This window comes from Deminuibacter soli, assembly GCF_003412455.1.
In the GTDB taxonomy this organism is placed as follows: Bacteria; Bacteroidota; Bacteroidia; order Chitinophagales; family Chitinophagaceae; genus Deminuibacter; species Deminuibacter soli.
In genome coordinates this window covers 217,893-242,643 of sequence record NZ_QTJU01000005.1, presented here as the reverse complement: position 1 = coordinate 242,643, position 24,751 = coordinate 217,893, and the positions used below count along the sequence as shown (strand labels likewise).

Genomic DNA, 24,751 nt, shown 5'->3' with positions numbered 1-24,751 from the left:
AATGCCTAAATTTTATGTGAATCCTTTCGGGTAAGCGGAGGGCGTTGCGTTTTTCAGCGTAACTTTGCGGCACTTTAAAGATTATACGATGAGAAGCGGTAAATCTTCAGGAACAGATGCCGATGTGGTATTAATTGGTGCCGGCATTATGAGTGCTACGCTTGGTATGTTGTTGAAACAATTGCAGCCTGATTTAACGGTTGAAATTTTTGAGAGACTGGATATAGTAGCTGCCGAAAGTTCGGATGCCTGGAACAATGCAGGTACAGGACACTCGGCCCTATGTGAGCTCAACTACACTCCGCAGCGTGCAGATGGTACCATTGATACCAAAAAAGCCATCAAAATCAACGAATCGTTCGAAGAATCAAAAGAGTTCTGGGCATACCTGGTTCAAAATAACCTGGTAGATGCACCGCAGACATTTATCAACAGCATTCCGCACATGAGTTTTGTGTGGGGCGAAGAGAATGTTACTTATTTGAAGAAACGCCACGAAGCGCTGAGCAACTCGCACCTGTTCAGGGGCATGCAGTATTCTGAAGATCACGCTGTGCTGCAGAAATGGATTCCGCTGGTAATGGAAGGTCGCGACCCAGGCGAAAAAGTGGCTGCTACACGCATGGAAAGCGGTACCGATGTAAATTTCGGTGCGTTAACCCGCAGCCTGTTTGCAAAACTGCAGGCCATGAAAGGGGTAGGCATGCACATGCACCACGAAGTGCGCGACCTGGAAAAACAGGAAGACGGTACCTGGCTGCTCACGGTGAAAAACCTCACTACCAAAAGAAAACGTGATATCCGTGCAAAATTTGTTTTCATCGGTGCAGGTGGTGGTTCACTGCCCCTGTTGCTGAAATCTGATATTCCGGAAGGCAAAGGTTTTGGTGGCTTCCCGGTAAGCGGCCAATGGCTTAAATGTACCAACCCCGAAGTAATAGAACGCCATGCTGCCAAAGTATATGGCAAGGCGCCGGTTGGTTCACCACCCATGTCGGTTCCGCACCTCGATACCCGCATGATCGACGGTAAAAAAGCACTGCTGTTTGGTCCGTATGCAGGCTTCTCTACCAAGTTCCTGAAAAACGGTTCTTTGCTTGATTTGCCTTTGTCTATTAAGTTAAACAACATCCGCCCCATGCTGGCAGCGGGTTTTGACAATATTCCGTTGACCAAGTACCTGATTAACCAGGTACGCCAGTCACCCGAAGACAGGCTGGAAGCGCTGCGTGACTTTTTGCCCAATGCGCGCATGGAAGACTGGGAGCTGGAAGTTGCCGGTCAGCGTGTACAGGTAATCAAAAAAGATGAAGAGCATGGCGGTATCCTGGAGTTTGGTACCGAAGTAGTAACAGCGGCAGATGGTACCATTGCTGCCTTACTGGGCGCATCACCCGGGGCATCAACATCAGTATCTATCATGCTCGACCTGATAAAACGTTGTTTTAAAAGCAAGGAGCAAACGCCGGAGTGGCAGGCAGGGTTGAAGAAGATGATACCTTCTTACGGGCAGTCACTTGCAGCCAACAACGCCTTGTTTGAAGAAACCAAAGCCTGGACAAGCGAGGTATTGCATTTAAAAACGGCTGCTCCCGTGGGGCAGGTGCCTGCATAAAGTGTATTAATAAGAATCAGTTTACTATAAAAATGAGTGAGCCTGTTACAAAAGTGACAGGCTCTTTTATTTTATTGCGTAAAAAAGGTGTTTTTAAGAAAGAAACACTGTAGTTTAAAAAAAATTAATAACGTAAGTACATCGACTTGATGTAATTACAACGACACAATAATGCAGGCAGAACAGATGAAAGTTTTAACATTGTTGTGATTAATGTAATGCTTGCTGGCAAAGGGTTACATGATTTGTAATAAAAGTGCTGACATTAATGTTTATACATTGTAAATAAATAAAATTTATAGAAACCGATAATGTATTTTAATTGCTTTTTCAGTATTATTTATAAAAAATTTATTCTTTTAATTTGTTTTTTTTGTTCGATATACATTCGCCTCCTATATTTGTTAAGAGAGTTTTAAAAGAAGAGTGTTTCGTGTTTTTATTCCGTGGCCCTGAACCTTAAAAACAATGTCCTATGCTAAAGCTGAAGCTTCTGAGCTTAAAGGTAAGCTTGGGCTCCTACGAAACTTTATTGTGCCACATTGTGAACCTTGCAAAGCAACATAAACCGAGTTATGTATGCATCGCGAATGTTCATTCGGTAGTAGAAGCCCGGCGAAACCGATCCTTCCGTGAGGCACTTACAAGTGCTGACATCGTTGCTCCAGATGGGATGCCTTTATCTAGGTCAATTAAACTATTACATGGAATTAAACAGGAGCCGCAGGTAGCGACTGAATTGCTCAATGGCTTATTTGCCAGGGCAGAGGAAGAACAGTTACCCGTGTTTTTCTACGGCGGTTCTTCAGAGGTGTTGAAAAGGGCATCCGACTATATTACACAGCATTATCCATCATTGCAAATCGCAGGTAAATATTCTTATCCTTTCCGTTCTTTAACAGAGCAGGACAAGGAAGATATTGCGAATAAAATAACCAAATCAAAAGCCCAGATAGTTTTTGTGGTATCGGGAGTGCGCCGCCAGGAGAAATGGATGTATGAAATGAGGGGCAGGATACCAGGCGTAATGGTAGGTATAGGCGATGCCTTGCCTGCACTGGTTGGTATTAAAAAACGCGCACCGAAATGGATGAAAAACGGGAATATGGAATGGGCTTACAACATGGCCAACGAACCCCGTAAAATTTTTACAAGCTACCTCGCTACCTATGCAGTTTATACCACACTTGTACTAAGTGAGAAAATCAGGTTACTGATGATGAAGAGTACAAGTACAAAATTCACCCAAAGAGAAATTATAGAACCACTGGTGCAGTGATAACTATGTCGGCGTTTTGTCTGGCAGTTTCAACCCTAAACCCAACTCTTACAGCCAGTTTACAAACGCCAGCTTACAACATTGCAAGTGATTAACTAAACGGTAATATTAACGATTAGCCGTAATGTTATTGCTGTGTCTGGTGTAAGGCAAAGACAAAGGCCAGGCTGCCATAAACGGCTGCCTGGCTAATGTTATTTCTGCTAAGGTTATCTGAATATTGCATTGCTTGCCCTAAGAAAAGGTGCTATTAACCGAATTTATTAATGTTTGTTTTGTATAACTATTTCTTATACGTGGATGGATTGATTTTGTTGGGGAAGCGAGTATATTAATTTATTTATACCAGATGAAGCATGTGCAAATTGATTGATAAAAGCAATAGATTTGCGACACTGTTATAACCCGATACCTTTAAAGAATGTGTTTTTAAACCCTAAACATCCAATGGGAAGCCGCTTTGCTTATCTTTTACGGATTACTTTGCTTGTTAGCGATTTCATTATCGTTAACGGCTCCTGGATTGCATCCTATGCATTCTTTCATCAGTTGAAAGATCCTTCAATTGCTTATTACACTCCGCTTAATTTTATCGTTTATAATGTCAGCTGGTTAATGGCTGCATTCTTTCTGCGTTTATACCAGTACGATACACTGAACAGGCTTGAAAGCATTTTGCGCCAAACAGCTAAAACAACACTCGTTCATATTTCTTTCCTGGCTATGTTTTTACTGATCTCCAGTGAAGACGTGATGTTTAAAAAACTGTTGCTTGTTTGTTCAGGCATACTTGGATTGGCTTTTGTAATAAGCCGTTTTTTTGTTACTTACATTGTTGAGTTTATCATAAAGAAGGCCAAGCTGCAAATGAAAACAGCCATCATTGGTTATAATCAAACCGGTGTAAGGCTGGCAGAATATTTTGAAGGCAACAGCAATATTTATTCATTCGAAGGCTTCTTCGATAACGGAAGTCATTTAAGTAATTCTGCCATTAACAGGGAAGGGGATATTGTTGGTCCTATTGAGCAGTGTATTGAGTTTGCCGTTAAAAATGATATCCGAGAAATCTATTCTACTTTATTACCCGGCCAACATACCGAAGTAACCAAACTTGTAGAAGTTGCAGATAAATATTGTGTGCGCGTGAAGTTCGTAGGCGACTTTAACGAGAAACAGGAAACCTCTTTATCGTATGTTGAATACCTCGACAGTATGCCTGTTCGCAGCCTGCGTGCAGAGCCGCTGAACATGCTTAATAACCGGGCCAAGAAAAAAATATTCGACGTGGTAATGAGCTTCCTGGTAATAGTGCTCGTATTGTCATGGCTGGTACCCATTATAGGTTTGCTGATTAAACTGGAATCGCGCGGGCCGGTATTTTTCAGGCAGCTGCGTTCAGGTAAAAACAACAAGCCTTTCTGGTGTTACAAGTTCAGGAGCATGACGGTGAACGAACGCAGCGACGAAGTGCAGGCTACTAAAAATGATATACGTGTCACCAGGATAGGTGCTTTTTTGCGTAAAACAAGCCTGGACGAATTTCCGCAGTTTTTCAATGTGCTGAAAGGTGATATGAGCATTGTTGGCCCGCGCCCGCACATGCTTAAACATACAGAAGAATACAGTGCGTTGATCAATCAATACATGGTTCGCCAGTTTTTAAAACCCGGTATTACAGGCTGGGCGCAGGTAAATGGTTACCGCGGTGAAACAAAGCAAACCAGGTTAATGAAGAAGCGTGTGGAGTGTGATATCTGGTATATGGAAAACTGGTCATTAATGCTGGATATACGCATCATTTTTATGACTGTGATTAATGTGTTCAGAGGTGAGGATACAGCTTATTAGTATTTAGTGTTTTTAGATAGTGTTTTAACCCGAAGTTTTGTTTAATAAACCCGTATTATGAAGTCATTATTGGCAATACTAGCCCTGTTGTTAACTGCCGGCATTAATGCCAGCGCGCAATTTTACGATAAGCCTTCGCACGTTTCGCTTGAAGTGCAAGGCGTAATGCCTATGGGCGGCTATTTTGCCCAGAGCCAGAAAACCGGTGGCGGTGCCGCGGCTAAATTAATTATGCCGCTGAGTGAATCGGCCGACCTGGTTGTGTCTGGTGGGCTTTTTATCTTCCCCGGCAAAATGGTGCCGCGCGGTAAGACAATGATAAATGCCGGTTATCTTAAGCCAATATCGCTTTTAGCCGGGTTCAGGTATTCGTTTACTCCAACAGACGTATTGTATGATGACGAGGCTATGAATACTTTTTATATAGAGCCCAGATTGGGCTTTAGCGTAATAAGATCAAAGAGCTGGGTGCCTACGTATGCACCAACTATTGGTTACCTGATCAGGGATAAAGTAGATATCAGCTTCAGGTACCAGGCAACATCATCGAGTAATAAATATAACCAGGAAGCCATGCTTGTATTTGGCGTCGCTTACGGTCTTGATTTTTAGCATTGTTGGTACAAAGTCCTGCAATAAAAAAGGTGCATTGTTTTTTCTGCAGGCAGGTATTGAAGCTAGATGAATTTCGGATTCCGCAGGCATATCGAAGCCATCAGGGATAGTGTTAGCCAATAACACGATTCCGGATGAGCTGCCTTGATTTTATCTGCCGCTGTCGCACATATGTCTGTACACTACGCAGACGGGCCCTTTTATAAAATTAGTGCCTGCTAATTATTGTAAAGGGGAACATACGGCATACTGAACCAGGTATTGCCAGGTAAGTAATCATTACGACGGTCATTAAATTGACGGCTGTGACTGAGATGGCGAAGCCGTACCGGGTATACCCGGCATCCTTATTTCCTCCTGTTTTGAATAACAACTTGGTACAACACGCTTGTTTTCATTAGTATCGCGCTTTCGCGCCATTTTATATATATCATATTTCAAACCAATTAATCTCATGAAAATTGTTATTGTAGGAACTGGTTATGTAGGTTTAGTAACTGGCGCTTGTTTGGCTGAAGTGGGTACCGAAGTTGTTTGTGTGGATGTAATGGAGCAGAAAATTGAAAACCTGAAGAAAGGTATTCTGCCAATTTATGAACCTGGTCTGGATGCCATTGTACAGCGCAATTTTCAGAAAGGGCGCCTGCAGTTTAGCACCAGCCTGGCTGAATCAATACTAGGAGCAGAGGTGGCATTTATTGCAGTAGGTACACCTCCCGGTGAAGATGGTAGTGCCGATTTGAAATATGTATTACAGGTTGCTGAAACCATTGGTGCGCATATGCAGAATTACCTGGTAGTGGTAACAAAAAGCACTGTTCCTGTAGGTACTGCTGCCAAAGTAAAAGGTGCCATTGCCAATGCATTGGCAGCACGCAAGTCAAACCTTTCATACGATGTGGCTTCTAATCCTGAATTTTTGAAAGAAGGCGCGGCAATCGACGACTTTTTAAAACCAGACAGGATTGTTATCGGCGTTGAATCTGCCCAGGCAGAAGAAAGGCTGAGAAAGCTGTACCATCCGTTTGTACTGAATGGACACCCCATTTTATTCATGGACATTCCCTCTGCGGAAATGACCAAGTATGCAGCCAATGCGATGCTGGCTACAAAAATTTCGTTCATGAACGACATCGCTAATTTGTGTGAGCTCGCAGGCGCCAATGTAAACGAAGTGAGAAAGGGTATAGGCTCTGATCCGCGCATTGGTAATAAGTTCATCTACCCCGGCATTGGTTACGGCGGTTCCTGCTTTCCCAAAGATGTAAAAGCACTGGTACGCACGGCAAAAGACTATGGTTATCAGCTGCGCATTCTGCAATCTGTAGAAGATGTAAATGATGATCAGAAAAATGTGCTGTTCAATAAAATCAAAAAACACTACGGCAACGAAAGCCTGGCCGGCAAAACATTTGCATTGTGGGGGCTTTCTTTTAAACCAAATACCGATGATATGCGCGAAGCGCCTTCACTGGTACTGATTGAATCTTTACTGGCTGTGGGTGCAAAAGTTCAGGCTTATGATCCTGTGGCAATGAAAGAAGCGAAACATATGCTGGGCGATAAAATAACTTATGCGACAGACGCTGCCGGTGCGCTTACGAATGCTGATGCACTGCTGCTGGTAACTGAATGGAATGAGTTTCGCCTGCCAGACTGGAAACAGGTGAAGGAAAACCTGAAAGATGCAGTGCTTTTTGACGGACGCAACATTTATGAAGCAAAAGAACTTGCAGAAAAAGGCTTCACATATTATTGCATAGGCGTAAACAATTAATGCCGGTTTCAAAAATCCAATATCAACTTCTGAAGTATTTACAATAATGAAAAAACGAGTTTTAATTACCGGTGCAGCCGGCTTTCTGGGTTCTCATCTTTGCGACCGTTTCATCGCAGAAGGGTATCATGTTATAGGCATGGATAATCTTATTACAGGTGATAAACAGAATATCGAACACCTGTTTGCCCTGCCTGATTTTGAGTTTTATCATCATGATGTAAGCAAATTTGTACATGTTCCGGGTAAACTGGATTATATATTGCATTTCGCTTCTCCTGCAAGTCCCATTGACTATCTTAAAATACCCATTCAAACCCTGAAAGTCGGCGCAATGGGTACGCACAACCTGCTTGGTCTTGCAAAAGAAAAGAAGGCGCGTATTCTCGTGGCTTCTACTTCAGAAGTATACGGAGATCCTGCCGTTCATCCGCAAACCGAATCTTATTGGGGTAACGTAAACCCCGTGGGTCCGCGCGGTGTGTACGACGAAGCAAAACGTTACCAGGAAGCCATTACTATGGCCTACCATACTTATCATGGCCTTGAAACAAGGATCATCCGCATTTTCAATACCTACGGCCCACGTATGCGATTGAATGACGGCCGTGTATTGCCTGCATTCATTGGACAGGCATTGAGAGGAGAAGATCTAACTGTTTTCGGTGATGGCAGCCAGACACGTTCTTTCTGTTATGTTGATGACCTGGTAGAAGGCATTTACCGTTTGCTGATGAGTGACTACGCATCGCCGGTAAACATTGGCAACCCTTCTGAAATTACCATCAGGCAGTTTGCAGAAGAGATACTGGCATTAACAGGTGCAAAACAAAAGGTGATTTATAACCCGCTTCCCACAGATGATCCCAAGCAACGCCAGCCCGATATAACCCTGGCGAAGCAATTGCTTGGATGGGAACCAAAAGTATCCCGCCAGGAAGGTTTGGCTAAAACCTATGCCTACTTCCAAACGCTTACGCAGGAACAGCTGTATAAAAAAGATCACAAGGATTTTACAGGTTATACTAAATAATAACACCACAGTGATAACGGCCGGCAGCCGGTTATTTCATTTAAACACATACAAGATGCGCATTTTTTCAGGGAAAATCCCGTTGCAATTTATTTTACTCGGGATTGTGATATCAAGCTTATCAGTAGCATGCAGCACCAATAAGAAAATTGCTTATTTCCAGGACGTGCCGGATTCGTTATACCTGAAGGTTCATGAAAACCAGGTGAAGAAATTCGTTGACCCTGTTATCCAGAGCAACGATATTTTACAGGTAACTATCTTAACACTTGACCCGGGCGAAAACAGTGTGTTGTCGAACACGAACAGTGCAGCATTTCCTGTACAGCCTTCTTCCGGTGGTGGTGCAAGCCTGCCTGTAAACGGCTTTATGGTAGACAGGGACGGGCTGATTGAATTGCCTATTGTGGGAAAGATTAAAGTAAGCGGGTTAACAACCGCGGCGGCACGCGATACCATACATAATATTGTGGCCAAATACTATAAAACACCGGTTGTAAATGTACGCTTCACCAATTTCAGCGTTTCGGTGCTGGGGGAAGTACAGCGCCCCGGTACCTATACGGTGCCTAACGAAAAGGTAAGCGTATTGGACGCCATCAGCATGGCCGGGGATCTGTCTATTTTCGGAAGAAGGGAAAATGTAATGGTTATCCGTGATTCTCTTGGCAGCAAGAAAGTAGTGCGGCTAGACCTGAACAATCTTTCGCAAACCGTGCAGTCCCCCTATTTTTATCTGAGCCAGGGAGATATGGTATATGTTGAGCCTAACAAAGCTAAGATCGCTTCTACTGATGCATACCGTGCAAGAAATCTTACCATCGCCGTTTCAGTTATTTCATTATTAATTATCATCATTTCAAGACTTTAAACAAGATGCAAAAAACTATTCCGGCCGATATGCCTGTTCAGGAAGATAAAGTACAGGACAGCTCGGTGTTTTTTACAAAGTTTATTGGAAAATTGGTGGCACTCTGGCCCTGGTTACTTGTCTCAGTTGTAGTTAGTCTTGCTCTTGCTTTTCTAAGTCTTGTAGTTAACACTCCTGCATATAAAATACATGCATCAATATTGGTGAAAGACGGTAAAAATTCGTCCAGCGTAGGGGAGGAAAGCGTACTGCAGGATCTCGGTTTTTTATCGAATAAAAATAATGTAGATAACGAGGTTGAAATATTGAAGAGCCGTTCCCTGATGCAGGATGTGGTTCGCCGCCTTGAATTGAACGTTCGTTATTTTGCGCCTGGGAAGCTTAAAAAAACGGAAATCTATAACAATAAGCCGGTAAAACTGAGGTTTTTGTCATACGATTCGGCTAAAGGACCAGTGGCTGACGCATATACGGTAATCCGCAAAAAGGATGGAAGCGGCTATACCTTAAAAACTGCGGACGAAAAGCAATATAATGCACTATTCGGTGATTCATTGCATATCGGATCATCGGTAATTGCACTGTTACCTGGCGAGAGTTTTGACCGCTGGCAACCTTCGCAATCTGTTATAATCTCTGTAGGCTCTATTGATGCCGCAGCACGCCAGTACGGTGGACTTTTAGGTGTTGCTGTACCTAACAAGCAGGTAACCATCATTAATCTTTCTCTTGAAGAGAGTTTGCCCGACCGCGGAGAGCAGGTGCTTAACACACTTATTGATGCTTACATGCAGGCCAATGTTAACGACAAAAATCGAATGGCCGATAGCACGGTCAAGTTTATCGACGAGCGGTTAGGGCTGGTGTTTAAAGAGCTGTCGGTAATTGAAAAAGACATTGAGGGCTTTAAAACATCAAATAGGTTAACTGATATAAGTGAACAGTCTAAGCTGCTGCTTGAGAATACAAGTGATTTTGCAAAACAGGAGACTGCGCAGGAGGTTCAGTTGAGTGTGGTTGAATCATTGGAACGGTTTATTGCAGCGAATGAAAACAACAGCCGTGTAGTGCCAAGTTCACTGGTTATGCAAGAGCCGAGTTTTGTGGCACTGGTACAACGGTACAACGATATACAGTTGCAGCGCGATAAAATGCTGATGAGCCAAACGCCAGATCACCCCTCTATCATAACCGTTGACGAGCAGCTGCGGAATCTCCGGAAAGACCTGATGAGCAGCATTCAGTCGATTAAAAACGGTATCCGTGCAAGCATCAGTGAATTAAAGAAACGTACATCAGGTTTTGAATCTCAAATAAGCAAAGTGCCTGTTAAAGAGCGCATTTTTCTAGACTATTCACGCCAGCAGGAAATAAAACAGGAGCTGTATTTGTTCCTGCTTAAAAAAAGAGAAGAGACAGCAATCTCAAAATCGTCTACAATCGCAGATGCACGGGTTATTGATACTGCACAGGCTGATATTCTTCCATTCAAACCCAACAAGAAATTTATAGTCATCGGCTGGTTTATTCTTGGTTTACTGGTACCATTCGCCATCGCATATGTGAAAGAATTCCTGAATAACCGTGTTTCCTCGATGCAGGATATTACGAATATTACCCGCACACCAATACTGGCTGAAATTGGACATCATGATGATGATGAAAATGTAGTAGCCATAACGTCAAAAACAAAATCAGTTATATCAGAGCAACTGCGTGCCTTGCGTACCAATCTTGAATATGTGCTTACCGGAGAAGAAGATAAGGTTATACTGATTACATCAAGTATGAGCGGAGAAGGTAAGTCCTTTCTATCTATTAACTTGTCTATTGCCATTGCTATGGCTAAAAAGAAAGTCATATTGCTGGAAATGGATTTGCGAAAGCCAAAGATTACAGAGAATCTTGGTTTGCAGGTCAGGGGCTTCAGTAATTTTACGGTGTCAAAAGATCAGAACTGGCAGCAATGGGTACAGCCATCAGGTATACAGGAAAACCTGGATGTACTGTGCAGCGGACCGATACCGCCAAACCCTTCCGAACTGCTGATGCTTCCCAAAGTAGCAGTGATGTTCGAGGAGTTAAAAAAGCATTATGATTACATCGTGATCGATTCCAGCCCGGCTGGCCTGGTAACTGATGCACAATTGCTGGCCAAATATGCGAATGTATCGCTGTACATGGTTCGACATCACTATACGTATAAGCGTCAGCTACAACTCATCGAAAAGATATACAACCGCAAAACCATGTGCAAGCTTAATATAGTAGTGAATGATATCCGGTTTAAAAAGGGATATAATAGCTATAACTATAATTATACGTACGACTACTATGGTTATGCTTATGACCAGGACGATAACAAAGACAAGAAAGAAAAAAAGAAGAGAAAAGCGAATCAGGATTAGTTCAATATTTTACAATTATAAACGCAACAATACATGAAAATCGCATTGATCACCGGTGTGAATGGACAAGATGGAGCTTATCTTGCCGAATTATTGCTTGAAAAAGGATATATGGTTCATGGTATTAAAAGAAGGTCTTCTTTGATTAATACCGATCGTATTGATCACTTATACCAGGATCCGCACGATAAAAATGTGCGTTTTAAACTTCATTACGGCGATCTTACAGATTCAACGAACCTCATCAGGATAATAGCTGAAACCCAGCCAGACGAAATATACAACCTGGCCGCCATGAGCCATGTAAAGGTAAGTTTCGATACGCCCGAATACACCGCCAATGCTGATGGTATCGGAACACTGCGTATTCTTGAAGCCTTGCGCATTCTTGGACTTACAAAGAAGACGAAGATTTATCATGCTTCTACTTCTGAATTGTATGGCCTGGTGCAGGAAATCCCTCAAAGGGAAACTACTCCTTTTTATCCGCGCAGTCCTTATGCTGTTGCAAAATTATATGCCTACTGGATTGTGGTGAACTATCGCGAAGCCTACGGCATGTACGCATGCAACGGCATCCTGTTTAACCATGAAAGCCCGTTGCGCGGTGAAACTTTTGTTACCAGGAAAATTACCAGGGCAGTGGCTGCCATTGCGCTGGGCATGCAGGATAAACTTTACCTGGGTAACATGGATGCTAAACGCGATTGGGGACATGCCAAGGATTATGTGAGGGCTATGTGGATGATTTTGCAGCAGGAGAAGCCGGAAGATTTTGTGATAGCAACCGGTATTACTACCTCGGTGCGCGATTTTGTAAAAATGGCTTTTGCTGAAGCCGGAATTGAAGTAGCATTCAAGGGCGAAGGCGTAAATGAACGCGGTTATGTAGTATCATGCAGCAATAGCGAGTTTATGCTTGAGCCGGGTAAGGAAGTGGTATCTGTTGATGCTGCATACTTCAGGCCAACTGAAGTTGATCTTTTGATCGGTGACCCGTCAAAAGCGAAACAAAAGCTGGGATGGGAACCTGAGTATGATCTGGCTGCAATGGTTAAAGAAATGGTTGCTGCAGATATCATTACATTCAGGAAGTCAGGAATAACACAAATGGAACATTTAATCGGATAGTTCCGGGATAAACAGCGCAATGGCAAAGAAGAGAAAGGTGCTTTTTGTATCGCTTGGCACATTTACCCAAACAGGAGGCATAGAAAAATTTAACCGGTGTTTTCTAAAGGCATTGCACGAACTGCAGGATGAAGCGGATATGCAGGTGCAGGCTTTTTCCCTGTACGACGAAAATGAGAACAGTAAATATTTCCCGGCACAGGCCTACCGTTATTTCAGCAGGAGAAAGACTGCTTTTATTAGCGCAGTATTAAAAGAAGCCTTATCGGCCGACATCGTGTACATCGCACATGTAAATCTTGCATTTCTTGGTATACTGGTGCGTTTGGTACGGCCTGCAGCCCGTATTGTGGTGATAACACACGGCATTGATATCTGGACCCCTCTTGATGCGGTAAAGAGAAAACTGCTGCAACGGTGTCACAAAATTTTAACCGTTAGTCATTATAATATTGACAAACTGGTTCACCTGCAAAAGGTTGATGCTTCCAAAATTGAAGTTTTTTATAACACAGTTGATCCTTTCCTGGCGCTGCCCGAGAATTTTAACAAGCCTGTACAATTGCTTCAACGCTACCAGCTGAATGCTGACAACCCCCTGATTGTTTCGGTAGCACGTTTAAAGGTGACCGAAAAGTTTAAGGGGTATGATACATTGCTTGAAATACTGCCATCGCTGAGTGCAATTCATCCCGGTATAAAATATATGCTGATTGGTAAGGCTGAAGCAGCAGAATTACAGCGTATAAACGAGCTGACAGTAAAGCATGGTATACAGGACCGTGTAATACTGACGGGCTTTGTGCCGGATGAAGAAATAATGGACCATTACCTGCTGGCAGATTGTTTTGCAATGCCCAGTAAGAAGGAGGGATTCGGCATTGTATTTATTGAAGCCATGATGTGTGGTTTGCCGGTAGTTGCCGGCAATAAAGACGGCAGTGTTGATGCACTGCAGAATGGCAGGTTTGGACAATTAATCGATCCCGATGACAAGAATGCAATCAGGAGAGCCCTGGTGCATGCGCTTGAATACTCCGGAAAAGATTCGCATAAAACTGGCAGGGCGTTGCAGCAGGAAGTATTTAATCAATTCGGTTTCCCGGCATTTAAGCAAAGATTGTTGACATCTATCAGGGAGATGAAATAGAAATAACAGCATGAAAAAGATAATCTTTATCAACTCTCACCCCATACAGTATTTTGCACCGCTGTATAAATACCTGGCTCAACAGGATGTTCCCGTAGAGGCATGGTATTGCTCAGATGCCAGTATCAAGGGTATTGACGACAAGGGATTTGGCGTTAAAGTGAAGTGGGATATACCATTGCTGGAGGGATATGCTTCCCGTTTTTTTAAAAACCATTCCTGGAAACCGTCACATTTCAACGGTTTTTTTGGGTTGATAAATCTGGGTATAATCAGGCAACTGAGGAAAGAACCCAAAGCTATTATAGTGGTGCATGGCTGGGCGTATTGCACACATTTCCTGGTATTAATGCTTGCCAAACTGATGGGGCATGAAGTGTGTTTACGAAGTGAAATGCCTTACAACCAGGAATTAATGAAAGCAGGAATTAAACAGCGGATCAAGCGCATGGGATTGAAATACCTGCTGTTTCCAAGAATACATAAGTTCCTGTATATAGGAACGCAGAACAAGCGTTTTTATGAGAGCTATGGTATAGCTGAAAATCGTTTGTTCTTTTGCCCGTATAGCGTAGACAATATGCGTTTCCAGGCAGAAGCGGCAACATTGGCTCCACAGAAAATACTGTTGAAAGAAAGCAAGGGCATACCAGCAGGTGATAAAGTGATCATTTATTCAGGCAAATACATTGCCAAAAAAAGACCGCTGGATATTATCAACGCCTTCCTGCAATTGAACAAACCAGGTGTTTGGCTCATCATGGTAGGCGAGGGAGAGCTGCGCGGTGAAATGGAAAAATTATTGCAGGCACATGAATCAAAAAGAGTGATACTGACAGGTTTCATCAACCAGTCGGAAATAGCCCGCTACTATACACTCGGTGATGTATTTGTTATGTGTTCTACCATCGGGGAAACCTGGGGGCTTTCTGTAAACGAGGCAATGAATTTTGGATTGTCTCTGCTTATTTCCGAAACTACGGGCTGCTCTATAGATCTTGTGCAGGAAGGAGCCAACGGGTTTGTATTTAAAACAGGTTCTGTAGATGATTTGAGCAACAAGTTGCAACGGTTGTTAACCGCACTGGAAAAAGACGAAGCGGCGTTCAGGGAAAAATCATTGAAAATCGTAGATAAGTATAGTTACAAGACAATTTATAGCACGCTTAAAGCACATGTAGTTTAGTGGCTGAGTAAAACGGATAAATATGCAGGCATATAAAAACAGCAAAATACTCTATGTGGGAAACCTGTCGAAAACAGGTAATTGTTACAGGCGCATGCTTCAGCTGGAGAAGCTCGTAGATACGGTAGATGCCATTGACATAGTGCCGCATATCTATGCTTCAGGTTTATTTACCCGGTTACACTATCATTTGCAAATTGGCCCGGGCATACGCAGCCTTAATAAAGCTTTCAAAAAAAAGGTCAGTGAGCAGAAGTATGATATTATATGGATTGATAACCGTAGTTATATTACTGCATCTAGTCTTGCTTATGCCAAAAAAACGCATCCCGGTACGGTATTGATGAGTTTACTTATAGATGATCCTTTTGGCGAATTTACACGCGGATGGAAAATCTTTTTACAGTCATGCAGGCGTTTGGATTGGGTGTTTGTACAGCGCCCGCAAAATGTCCAGGAGCTTAAGAATATCGGCGCTGTTAACGTTGATTTTTGTTTTCGTTCATTCGATCCTCAATGGGCCAGGCCGTACGCGTTTTCTTCGAAAGAAGAGCGCAATAAATACAGGCATGAGGTTGGCTTTATTGGAACTTATGAAGAACAGCGTGCAGAATATATTGCTTATCTCATCGAAAAAGGCATTAAGGTAAAAGTGATTGGAAGCGACTGGCTCGGCAAAAATCATTGGGCAACGATAGCACCCTGTTATGCAGGTGCTGCTGTGTACGGAGATGAGTATGCGAAATCGCTGAGCGGCTTGTCAATTGCATTACATTTTCTGCGACAGGGCAACCGCGATCAGCAAGACAGCAGGACTTTTGAAATACCGGCCTGCAAAACATTTATGCTTGCACAACGGACACCCCTGCATGAGCAATTCTTTGAAGAAGGGAAAGAAGCTGTTTTTTTTGACACCAAAGAAGAACTGTTAAACAAGATAGACTACTATCTGCAGCACCCGGCAGAGCGGGAAGACATTGCTGAAGCGGGATACAAACGCAGTTATGCAAGCGGATATGATCATTTAAGCAGGCTGGAAAACATCCTTAAAAAGATAACAGCCGTTACAGAAGAACACCTGGTTACCCAAGACATAAATAAGATATAAATAAGTAAGAATGATATCTGTTGTAATGCCTGTTTATAACGGCGCAGCTTATTTGTACGATTGCATTCAATCCATCTGCAATCAAACAGAAGGCGAATTTGAATTGGTTATTTCTGATGATAATTCAACTGATGAGACCAGGCAGATTGTAGCAGGATTTACTGATTCCAGGATAAAATATATTGTTAACCAGGGCGAGCGTGGAATATTTCAGAACCTGAATAATGCAATTCAGCATAGCAGCAGAAATTATATCCAGATATTCAACCAGGATGATATCATGGAACCCGGCATGCTTGCTGCGCAGGTTGCCTTGTTGCAGCAACACCCCGAGGCTGGAATGGTGTTTTGCCGGAAATTGTCAATTAATGAATCCGGTGCTGTTTTCAATAACCCGACAGCCCGTGTAAATCCGCTTCCACAGGTTATTGGCCGTGAGGTTGCCTACCAGTATTTTACTGCGTTCGGTTGTTTCCCCGGCAATCTTTCACCTGTAATGTTAACACGTAAAGCATGGGAGCAAACAGGGCCATTTGATGCGGCATATCATTATGCCGGTGATTTTGAATACTGGTTTCGCCTGTCTGACAGCTGGGATATTTGTTATAACGAACAGGTTTTGTGTAAGGTGCGCACACACAGTAAAAGGGCAAGTGCCGTATTGGGCACAAAAGATCTTAAACGTACCGAACAGCTTTTTAAAATTAATACGCAGCTAATCGCCCGTTACCCATCCGGTCCTTTGCAGAACCATGCTGTATCTTATGTACAGCGTACCGTGGGAATTTATAACCTGCATTTACTCGTAATGTTTGTTTTGCGGAGAAAATGGGCACAGGCCCGTGCAGTATTGCCTGTATTTACCGGTACATTCAGTATTACGGAATTATGGTTTAAATACCTGCGCTACAGAATAGTAAAACAAAGAGCAGCTGATTACCCTATTTATCCTAATATCAATAATTAGCAATGGAATTTAGTAAGCTGTTAAACGCAATAAGTCCGGGAAAGTTCAGGCTGTTGCTGGCCTTTATAGTTGTTGTTTACCACATGCACATGGCGAGCTTTTTAGGTATCGGTCATTATGCTGTATATGTCTTTTTTGTATTGAGCGGGTACTGGATTTTTAAAATGTTTAATGAAAAATATAGTCAGTACGAGGATGGTTACAGCGTTTATTTGCGTAGCCGGCTTTTTCGCCTGATGCCCGTTTACTGGCTGGTGTTATTCGCGGCAGTAGTACTGTTTTGCTTATTTAAAGATCCGTCTTATGGCTACAATAGTTTGATGCATCTTAATATTGCAGAAATTGCTACGAAGAATTTTTTTGTATTCGGACTTAACACTATCGGCATACGGTATATAGGGTCGGCATGGTCGCTTGACGTAGAATTACAGTTTTACATTGTTGCTCCCTTGCTGCTTCTATTAGCCAGGAAAATCAATATTATTAGTGTATTGGTCATTTCAGTGGCCTTATGGATAATACTGTACAGACTGCCTGAAAGCTTTCAGGCTAATGGTTATTTCTTCTTTTATCTTCCTTATTTCCTGATTGGAGCAGCTATTTACCTGCTTAATATTTATTGTTCTGAAAAAACGGCTATTGCCGGACTGGTGTTAGCAGGAGCGCTTGTGCTGGCGAATTACCTGGTGCCATTTGTACGCAATAATTATATGCTTAACAGAGATGCAGTGCTGTTTGGATTTAATTATCACGAAGTACTTGTATCGGTTTTAACCTGTTGTACCATTCCCTATGTAACCAGGAATGTACGACTTAAACCTGCAAAAAAAGACGGCCTGTATTCTTCCATGTCATATGTTATTTACCTGCTCCATTGGCCTTTAAACCTGATCTGCTTACGGCTGGCGAAAGGAAAATCTTATTTGGCAACAGGCATGTATCTCCTGGGTTATTTAATTATCTGCATAGCGCTTACTTATGTGATCAGTGCATTTGTAGATAAATATTTTGAAGATAAGAGAAGGCAATGGTTACTTACAAGAAATGCCAAATTAAAGCTGGCAGTTTAAACCCCTACTTTTCATGATAAACGATACTACAATAGTCGTATTAACTCCGGTTAAAAATGAAGCATGGATACTGGAGCGATTTTTACAGGTAACGTCTCTTTTTGCAGATTTGATCATTGTAGCTGATCAGCTTTCTACCGATAATACGAAGGAAATTACTGAACGCTTTTCCAAGGCTTTATATGTACTGAATGATACGCCGGAATATGATGAGGAATACCGGCAGCATTTGTTGATTAATAAAGCAAGGGAACAAGTGAAAGGTAAAATGTTGCTGCTTGCCCTGGACGCAGATGAATTGATTACTGCAGATAGCATCGGGCACACAGAATGGGTCAATATAGCAGCGCAGCAGCCGGGCACCCGCATTATGATGAAGAAACCTGATATTCTTCCGGGGTTTAGAGAATACCTTGATTATCCTGAATATTTTTACCTGGGGTATATTGATGATGGTGCAACACATAAGGGTAAAAAGATACATAGCTCGCGTCTCCCGCCTTCTGATAAAACGTATAATGCAAACGGCATCACTTTCATGCACTATGCACAGGTTCGTGGAAAGGAATATAAGTCACGTCAGCGTTTGTACAGTGTTATTGAAAAAAATAATGCAACATCATCACTGCAGTTGCGGTACAGGAAATATTCCAGAGCATTACAGCGTCGTGGTGCTGAAAAGATGATTAAAACGTTTCCTGAGCAATGGTTAAAGCGCTTCAGGGATGAGCAGATTGACATCGAACAATTCACTTCTACGGAGCTGAATAATTACAATAAGCAGCTGCTTGCATTTTTCACCGAACAGGGTTCCAGGAAATATTGGTGGGAAGACATCTGGTATGTTGACTATGAAAATATTATTGAAGAATTTAAAAAAGACAATGATGTATTTCCCGGTCTTCGTATAGCATACCCGCCGTTTTATGTAAATGTGGCAAGACGCGCTTATATAAAAGCATTGGGTGGAATTTTGAAACTGAAGAAAAAGATTTAAACATTAGCAGGTGAAAACTTTAGCGCATAGGGCTATGGCGAGCTATATCCCGGCATTTATACTTTTTGTTTTAACATTTGTGCAGTCCATTGTGCTTGTGCCTGTTTTCCTGCAATACTGGGGAAGTGAGAAATACAGTGTATGGCTTACTTTGTATGCATTTATCACGCTGATGCGTACACTTGACCTGGGGCATCAGAACTATATAGGAAACGAGTTTTCGAAGCTTTATCACAGCGATAAGCGTGCGGCTTCGGGTTTGCTGGGGTCCAGTGTTCGGGTGGCTTTACTGCTCGGTGTATTTGAATTGCTTGTTTATGTGGTTATCTGTTTATGTGGTTATCATAAAAGTGCGGTAGGAATTGATCTGCAACAATACCATGTATCTGACGGGATCATTGCTTTTTTGATCATGTGGCTCTTAACCGGTAGTGTAGGGGGATTGATTACCAGGATGCTTTACCCGGTTGGAAAATATAGTGTTACCAACTATTTTGGTTTGCTTATTAAGGTTGGTGAACTGGTAGCAATATTGGTGGGCGTGTATCTTAAATTGTCTATCAACCAGCTTTGCATTGTGGTAGCTTCTACCTGGTTTGTTTACAACGCGTATACATTTATTGTAATACGTAGAATTATGCCTGATTTTTTTCCATGGTGGAAAGATGGTTCGTGGAAAGCCGGGTTTAATAACCTGAAGAAATCGGTTGTACTCACATTTAACGGTTTTATTGAACAGTTCAATACCAACGGCCTCATCCTGCTTGTTTCACATACTGCCGGCCTGCTTGTTGTTCCGGTGTTTACTACAGTGCGTACTGTTGGTAATACATTTATGCAGGTGTCTAATCTGATGCTTAACCCGCTGGCTCCGGAGTTGGTACGTTATTACGTGAAGGGGGAAAAGGAAAAAATCATCGCCACCATAGAGGCGAACTGGTTTATCACAGGCCTGATTATTAATGTACCGGTTATACTGATCCTTCCTTTTCTCGAGTTCATATACACCTGGTGGACAAAAGGAAAACTGCCATTTAACCCGGTGCTATTGTATACGATTTTACTTAGTATAGCAGTGGTTAATTCCGGGAAATCTTTTGTTACGGTTTTAACCAGTATCAATGAATTGAAATCTGTTTTAATCATAACCATCTGCAGGTTTATCCTTACGTACGGGTTTAGCATTTTGTTGCTGAAGTATTTTGGTTTAAGCGGTTTGGGTGTATCGATGCTGGCTGCAGAAGTAGTGAGCTCGGGCTATTTGCCAGCCAATTTTGTATATAAATTACTTGGCCTCAAAGCAAACATTTTGCAGAATAAAATGCGCCTGCTGTCAATACTGCAGATTATTTTGCTGGGTGCCGTATTGTTTGCGCAGTTGGTATGGCCGGGCCTTAAAGTATTCATATTTGCGATAGGGTTTATAACAACCATAAGCATCAGTTTGCTGCAATGGAAAGGACTTGATGCTGATGTTCGGAAGCGTTTAATATCACTTGTCAGGAAAAAGTAAACTATGGACAAAAAGATTCAGCAGCTTTCTGCGTTTTCTCAGCCGGCAGATTTTAGGGGCCGGCCAGGATGGATGGTGCAATTATGGTGGCTAACATGGTTTTTCTTTTTCAGAACATCTCCGCAGTTTATGTTTGGATTCAGGAGATGGCTGTTGCGCTTGTTCGGCGCGCAGATAGGCAAGAAAGTATTAATCCGTCCTTCCTGTAATATCACTTATCCCTGGAAGCTCACAATCGGCAACTATTCCTGGGTAGGCGATGAGGTGGTGTTGTATACACTGGGACCAATTACAATAGGCGATAATGTAGTAGTGTCGCAGCGTTCTTATATATGTACCGGTTCACATGATTACCAGGCGGTAGCATTTGACATATATGCTAAACCTATTGTCATAGAAAATGAAGCGTGGCTGGCTACAGATGTTTTTGTGGCACCGGGTGTTACAATTGGCATGGGCGCTGTAGTAGGGGCCAGGAGCAGTGTTTACAAGGATATGCCTGCCTGCATGATTTGTATTGGCAACCCTGCAAAACCGGTTAAATCACGTATTTAAACGCAAAATGAAACAAACTATGCAAGCAGAAACGGTGGCTAGATACGAAAACGTTGATTTTGCAAAAGGAATACTGATTTACCTGATGGTGATTTTTCATATTCACTATGTAGGTAATTTAACAACAGCCATGCAAAGTATTACAGCTGCTGTTTACGCTTTTCATATGCCTGTGTTCCTGATATTCAGCGGCGCTTTTGCCGGCTTCGGGAAAAACTGGAAAATACAGATCGCCAATGTGGCAAGGAGAGTGTTTATACCTTATGCTATTTTTGAAACAATTTACCTGCTAAGTCTTTTTATCTGCAGTAAGCTCGGATTGCAGTTTGCTAATTCATTTAACGATCTTTCGGTGACGGGTTTATTATATAAAATTACATTCGACCCGTCAGGCGCTTACTGGTATCTGCATACCATTACCATAGGTTTAATTATTGCTCTTGCAGTAAACCATTTCCTGGGTTCAAATAAAGTAAACGTACTTGCTGTAACCGGCCTCTGTTACTGGCTGGTGTCGCTTGTTATCCCAAGGGTTCGTTTTGCAGACAGCATGTTTTTATTAATTGGGATGTCGTTTCAATTCTATAAAATAGAAATAAAATCCAGCTGGTTCGCGATTGTGCCCATGGTTATTGTGATTTACATCGGGTTGCCACAGCTTGTCATCAATTCGCTGGAAGGCGTTACCATAACACTGCTTGCCATATCTGTTTTATACGCTTTGTTCGATCTTACAAAGAACACGCTGTTTAAGCGCTATATGTGTTTTGTTGGTAAAAACACCCTGATGGTGATGCTGGTGCATCCCATTTTTCTGAATATTTGCCGCCTGTTTTACCCGGCTGTTTTAAAAATAGATCCTACCGGCATCAGTTACCTGGTTGTTGCTGGTGTTATCACAGTAGGAGTGTCGGTATTTATAGCCAGAATTTCAGATCAGTTTAAAATCAGCACTTTGTTGTTTGGCCGTCCTGTGTATGTTTCAATGAGTGAAAACCAGTAACGTTATGATCTTCGTTTTTTACATTATCGGATGTTTGTTGTTTAACCTGGTGTTCAGTCATTTTTTTACAGAGCAGGTAACCTTTTTTATATACAGCATAACGAATATTATTATCAGCATTCATTTTTCCTGGCGCCTGTACAGGAAAAAAGGAAAGAGCGCGTTTCTGCATCCCACTGTGCTTGCTTCTTTCATCTTTTTCACGCTTAGTTTTGGTATCACTGATCTTGCCTTTATTTCATGGCAGGATGGGCCACCGCCAAGCAGCTGGCTTAACGATTATGTGGGACAATCTGGTTTTTTATATGGAAATGAGGCACTTTTCTGGTCTATTATCGCCCATCTGACCATGTGGGCCGGTTGCAGCTACATACCTTGGCAAATCGCTATGCGGGAGTGGCTGGCCAAATCGAGGCTGATGAAAAAACTGAATGAGACAAACAACATCAGGATAAGAACGGTTTTTTGTTTGTATATCACCGCAGTGCTGGTAAAGCTGCTTATGATCTCGATGGGCATTTATGGCATTACCGGAAACTCCGATGCACTTGCAAAATACCAGGACGTTAAGGGGATTTTAAAGATTATTACAGCCTTGAGTGATGTGTGTTTCTTTTTGATTGGGATACACTATTTCTCACTCGGAAAGAAAAAATCTTTGCTGATTATACTGTTGATTGTTGAAGTATTTTTCGGGGTAATGGCAGGTTTTAAAAGCCAGCTGTTCATGCCATTTGTATACATGGCCTTCAGTTATTTCTATGTACACCGGAAAATCAATTACTGGTATATGATCATGGTTGTTGTGTCTATTGAAGCTGCCTACACATTTGTACAACCCTTCAGGCAACAGGTTTACAACGATGATATAGATAAATATTCCGTTACCGATATTCTCAATGCATACGCGCTGGCACAAGAAAATAAAGAAGAGCTGGGGCGTAATAACAAAGATGAATCTACTTTTATCCAGGTAATCAACAGAACCAATCTCACAGGAGCTGCCGCACTGGCCTTTCAGTATTTTCACCAGAAAGGCACCATTCCTGAATACAGGATACAGGAGCGTATCTACTTTTTCCCGATGATGCTTTTTGTGCCGAAGGCGGTATGGGGCAATAAACCGGAAAACAATCTCGGTACAGTTACCAACGTGAAGGTATTTGGCAAGCCGCCTGATGCTACCGCAGCCGTGGATATTTCCTGTATAGGTTTTGAATTACTGGGGTGGGGGACAGTGATTGTAATTATCCCCATATTCTTCCTGGTAGGCGTCATTCAGCAATTTCACAGTGAGCTGATCTATTCATATGGAAAAGCAGGCCTCATCATTTATCTGGCCAATCTTATTCCCAACTACCAGATTACAGAGTTCTCTTTTTACATGATATCTATTTGCAGGGGTTTCATTGTGGGGTATATCACACTGAAACTATTTCTAAAAAAATAACAGTAACGCAGAAGAGGATAAATAGCATGGCATTGAAAATATTGCACATAATTCCGTCGTACAAGCCCGCATATGTGTACGGAGGGCCAATGTACTCTTGCTCGGCATTATGCGAGGCATTGGTAAAACAGGAGCATGATGTAACGGTACTAACCACCACTGCTAACGGCACGGAAGAATTGCCTGTTAAACCCGGCGAGGTGCAGGTGGTAGATGGAGTAAAGGTGATTTACTGCAAACGCATTACCAAGGATCATACACATTTTTCGCCACAGCTGCTCAGGTACTTATGGAAACATGTGCGTGGGTTTGATGCCGTACACATTCACTCCTGGTGGAACCTGGTAAGTGTATTTTCATTGCTTATCTGTGCAAAGAGAGGTGTAAGGCCGGTGTTTTCTCCCCGCGGCATGCTGAGTACTTACACGCAGGACACGAACCATTCTATTGTTAAAAAATGGATTCACCGTTTTGTCGGCAAGCCATATCTGTCAAAGACAAAGTTCCATGCAACTTCAGGTGCGGAATCTAATGAAGTTGCAGCGCTTTTTCCCGGAAGCAGTGTAACCGAGATCTTCAATTTTGTAAATATACCGGTTGCTGCCAGCCTCTCTCCGGCATCTTTTAACAAGCCGGTTCGCATTTTGTTCTTAAGCCGGATAGATCGTAAAAAGGGCATTGAATTGCTATTGCAGGCATTGCAGCTGGTTACCTTTCCGTTCGAACTGAATATTGTAGGGCCGTCAGAAGAAACTTACCTGGCATCGTTACAGCAGCTGGCTGCTGAATATCAGCTGCAGCACAAGGTTAAATGGTGTGGTCCTGTATATGAAAACAAGTTTTCGCTGATACGTTCGCACGATTTACTTGCATTGACCTCGTACAATGAAAACTTTGCCAATATTATCATTGAATCGCTCTCTGTGGGTACGCCTGTGCTTATTACTGATATGGTGGGTCTGAGCAATTATGTTGAGGCCAATAACCTGGGCTGGGTATGCGGTGTAGATGTACAGCAGATCAAGGCAAGCCTGGAGCAGGCTGTGTCAGATACTGCAAACAGGAATGATATCAGGCACCGGGCGCCTGCAGTTATTGCACGCGATTTCAACGCAGAGGTGCTGGTACAGCATTATATTGATCTATACAAGGCGTAAACATTAAACCTATCA

At 42.5% G+C, this 24,751-nt stretch carries 20 protein-coding genes; all 20 read left to right on the top strand.

The genetic code is table 11. The features are described 5' to 3' along the window. Positions 1-88: 88 nt before the first annotated feature. The 20 genes from DXN05_RS15430 (at position 89) to DXN05_RS15335 (ending at position 24,736) form a co-directional block, all read left to right on the top strand. Positions 89-1,615, top strand: coding sequence for a malate:quinone oxidoreductase (locus DXN05_RS15430; protein ID WP_116848168.1), 1,527 nt, complete (start codon positions 89-91; stop codon positions 1,613-1,615). 475 nt (positions 1,616-2,090) lie between these two features. Then, complete coding sequence (locus DXN05_RS15425) at positions 2,091-2,894, top strand: WecB/TagA/CpsF family glycosyltransferase (protein ID WP_116848167.1); 804 nt, start codon at positions 2,091-2,093, stop codon at positions 2,892-2,894. 447 nt (positions 2,895-3,341) lie between these two features. Continuing rightward, a complete protein-coding gene (locus DXN05_RS15420; RefSeq protein WP_116848166.1) occupies positions 3,342-4,745 on the top strand; it encodes an undecaprenyl-phosphate glucose phosphotransferase in 1,404 nt (467 codons plus the stop codon). A gap of 57 nt (positions 4,746-4,802) precedes the next feature. After that, a complete protein-coding gene (locus tag DXN05_RS15415) occupies positions 4,803-5,357 on the top strand; it encodes a hypothetical protein (protein WP_116848165.1) in 555 nt (184 codons plus the stop codon). A 457-nt stretch (positions 5,358-5,814) separates the two neighbouring features. Beyond that, positions 5,815-7,137 carry a UDP-glucose dehydrogenase family protein gene (locus DXN05_RS15410; protein WP_116848164.1) on the top strand — a complete coding sequence of 441 codons (1,323 nt, stop codon included), beginning with the start codon at positions 5,815-5,817 and terminating at the stop codon, positions 7,135-7,137. Positions 7,138-7,183: 46 nt separating this feature from the next. After that, positions 7,184-8,170: a UDP-glucuronic acid decarboxylase family protein gene (locus DXN05_RS15405; RefSeq protein ID WP_116848163.1), complete on the top strand. Its 987-nt coding sequence runs from the start codon at positions 7,184-7,186 to the stop codon at positions 8,168-8,170. 55 nt (positions 8,171-8,225) lie between these two features. Beyond that, the gene (locus tag DXN05_RS15400; protein WP_116848162.1) at positions 8,226-9,041 is read left to right on the top strand and encodes a polysaccharide biosynthesis/export family protein; all 816 of its coding nucleotides are present in this window, start codon (positions 8,226-8,228) and stop codon (positions 9,039-9,041) included. 5 nt (positions 9,042-9,046) lie between these two features. After that, complete coding sequence (locus DXN05_RS15395; RefSeq protein ID WP_116848161.1) at positions 9,047-11,449, top strand: GumC family protein; 2,403 nt, start codon at positions 9,047-9,049, stop codon at positions 11,447-11,449. Positions 11,450-11,482: 33 nt separating this feature from the next. Then, positions 11,483-12,580 (top strand): GDP-mannose 4,6-dehydratase, encoded by a 1,098-nt coding sequence (gene gmd / locus DXN05_RS15390; RefSeq protein WP_116848160.1) that lies wholly within the window; start codon positions 11,483-11,485, stop codon positions 12,578-12,580. 19 nt (positions 12,581-12,599) lie between these two features. Then, positions 12,600-13,730, top strand: coding sequence for a glycosyltransferase family 4 protein (locus DXN05_RS15385; protein WP_116848159.1), 1,131 nt, complete (start codon positions 12,600-12,602; stop codon positions 13,728-13,730). A gap of 10 nt (positions 13,731-13,740) precedes the next feature. Next, complete coding sequence (locus DXN05_RS15380) at positions 13,741-14,916, top strand: glycosyltransferase family 4 protein (protein WP_116848158.1); 1,176 nt, start codon at positions 13,741-13,743, stop codon at positions 14,914-14,916. Between the two features lie 22 nt (positions 14,917-14,938). Beyond that, entirely contained in the window at positions 14,939-16,024 is a 1,086-nt protein-coding gene (locus DXN05_RS15375) for a CgeB family protein (RefSeq protein ID WP_116848157.1), read from the top strand. A 10-nt stretch (positions 16,025-16,034) separates the two neighbouring features. Then, positions 16,035-16,991 carry a glycosyltransferase gene (locus DXN05_RS15370; RefSeq protein ID WP_116848156.1) on the top strand — a complete coding sequence of 319 codons (957 nt, stop codon included), beginning with the start codon at positions 16,035-16,037 and terminating at the stop codon, positions 16,989-16,991. A 2-nt stretch (positions 16,992-16,993) separates the two neighbouring features. After that, the gene (locus DXN05_RS15365) at positions 16,994-18,061 is read left to right on the top strand and encodes an acyltransferase family protein (protein WP_116848155.1); all 1,068 of its coding nucleotides are present in this window, start codon (positions 16,994-16,996) and stop codon (positions 18,059-18,061) included. 13 nt (positions 18,062-18,074) lie between these two features. Next, positions 18,075-19,058, top strand: a complete 984-nt coding sequence (locus tag DXN05_RS15360) for a glycosyltransferase family 2 protein (RefSeq protein WP_116848154.1) — start codon at positions 18,075-18,077, stop codon at positions 19,056-19,058. A gap of 10 nt (positions 19,059-19,068) precedes the next feature. After that, the gene (locus tag DXN05_RS15355) at positions 19,069-20,571 is read left to right on the top strand and encodes an MATE family efflux transporter (protein WP_158559270.1); all 1,503 of its coding nucleotides are present in this window, start codon (positions 19,069-19,071) and stop codon (positions 20,569-20,571) included. A gap of 3 nt (positions 20,572-20,574) precedes the next feature. After that, on the top strand, positions 20,575-21,126 hold the full coding sequence (locus DXN05_RS15350; RefSeq protein WP_116848152.1) for a putative colanic acid biosynthesis acetyltransferase: 552 nt from the start codon (positions 20,575-20,577) through the stop codon (positions 21,124-21,126). Positions 21,127-21,145: 19 nt separating this feature from the next. Beyond that, positions 21,146-22,129 (top strand): acyltransferase, encoded by a 984-nt coding sequence (locus DXN05_RS15345; protein ID WP_147313934.1) that lies wholly within the window; start codon positions 21,146-21,148, stop codon positions 22,127-22,129. A 4-nt stretch (positions 22,130-22,133) separates the two neighbouring features. Beyond that, positions 22,134-23,579: a hypothetical protein gene (locus tag DXN05_RS15340; RefSeq protein ID WP_116848150.1), complete on the top strand. Its 1,446-nt coding sequence runs from the start codon at positions 22,134-22,136 to the stop codon at positions 23,577-23,579. A gap of 26 nt (positions 23,580-23,605) precedes the next feature. Beyond that, positions 23,606-24,736, top strand: a complete 1,131-nt coding sequence (locus tag DXN05_RS15335) for an XrtY-associated glycosyltransferase XYAG1 (RefSeq protein WP_116848149.1) — start codon at positions 23,606-23,608, stop codon at positions 24,734-24,736. Positions 24,737-24,751 lie beyond the last annotated feature (15 nt).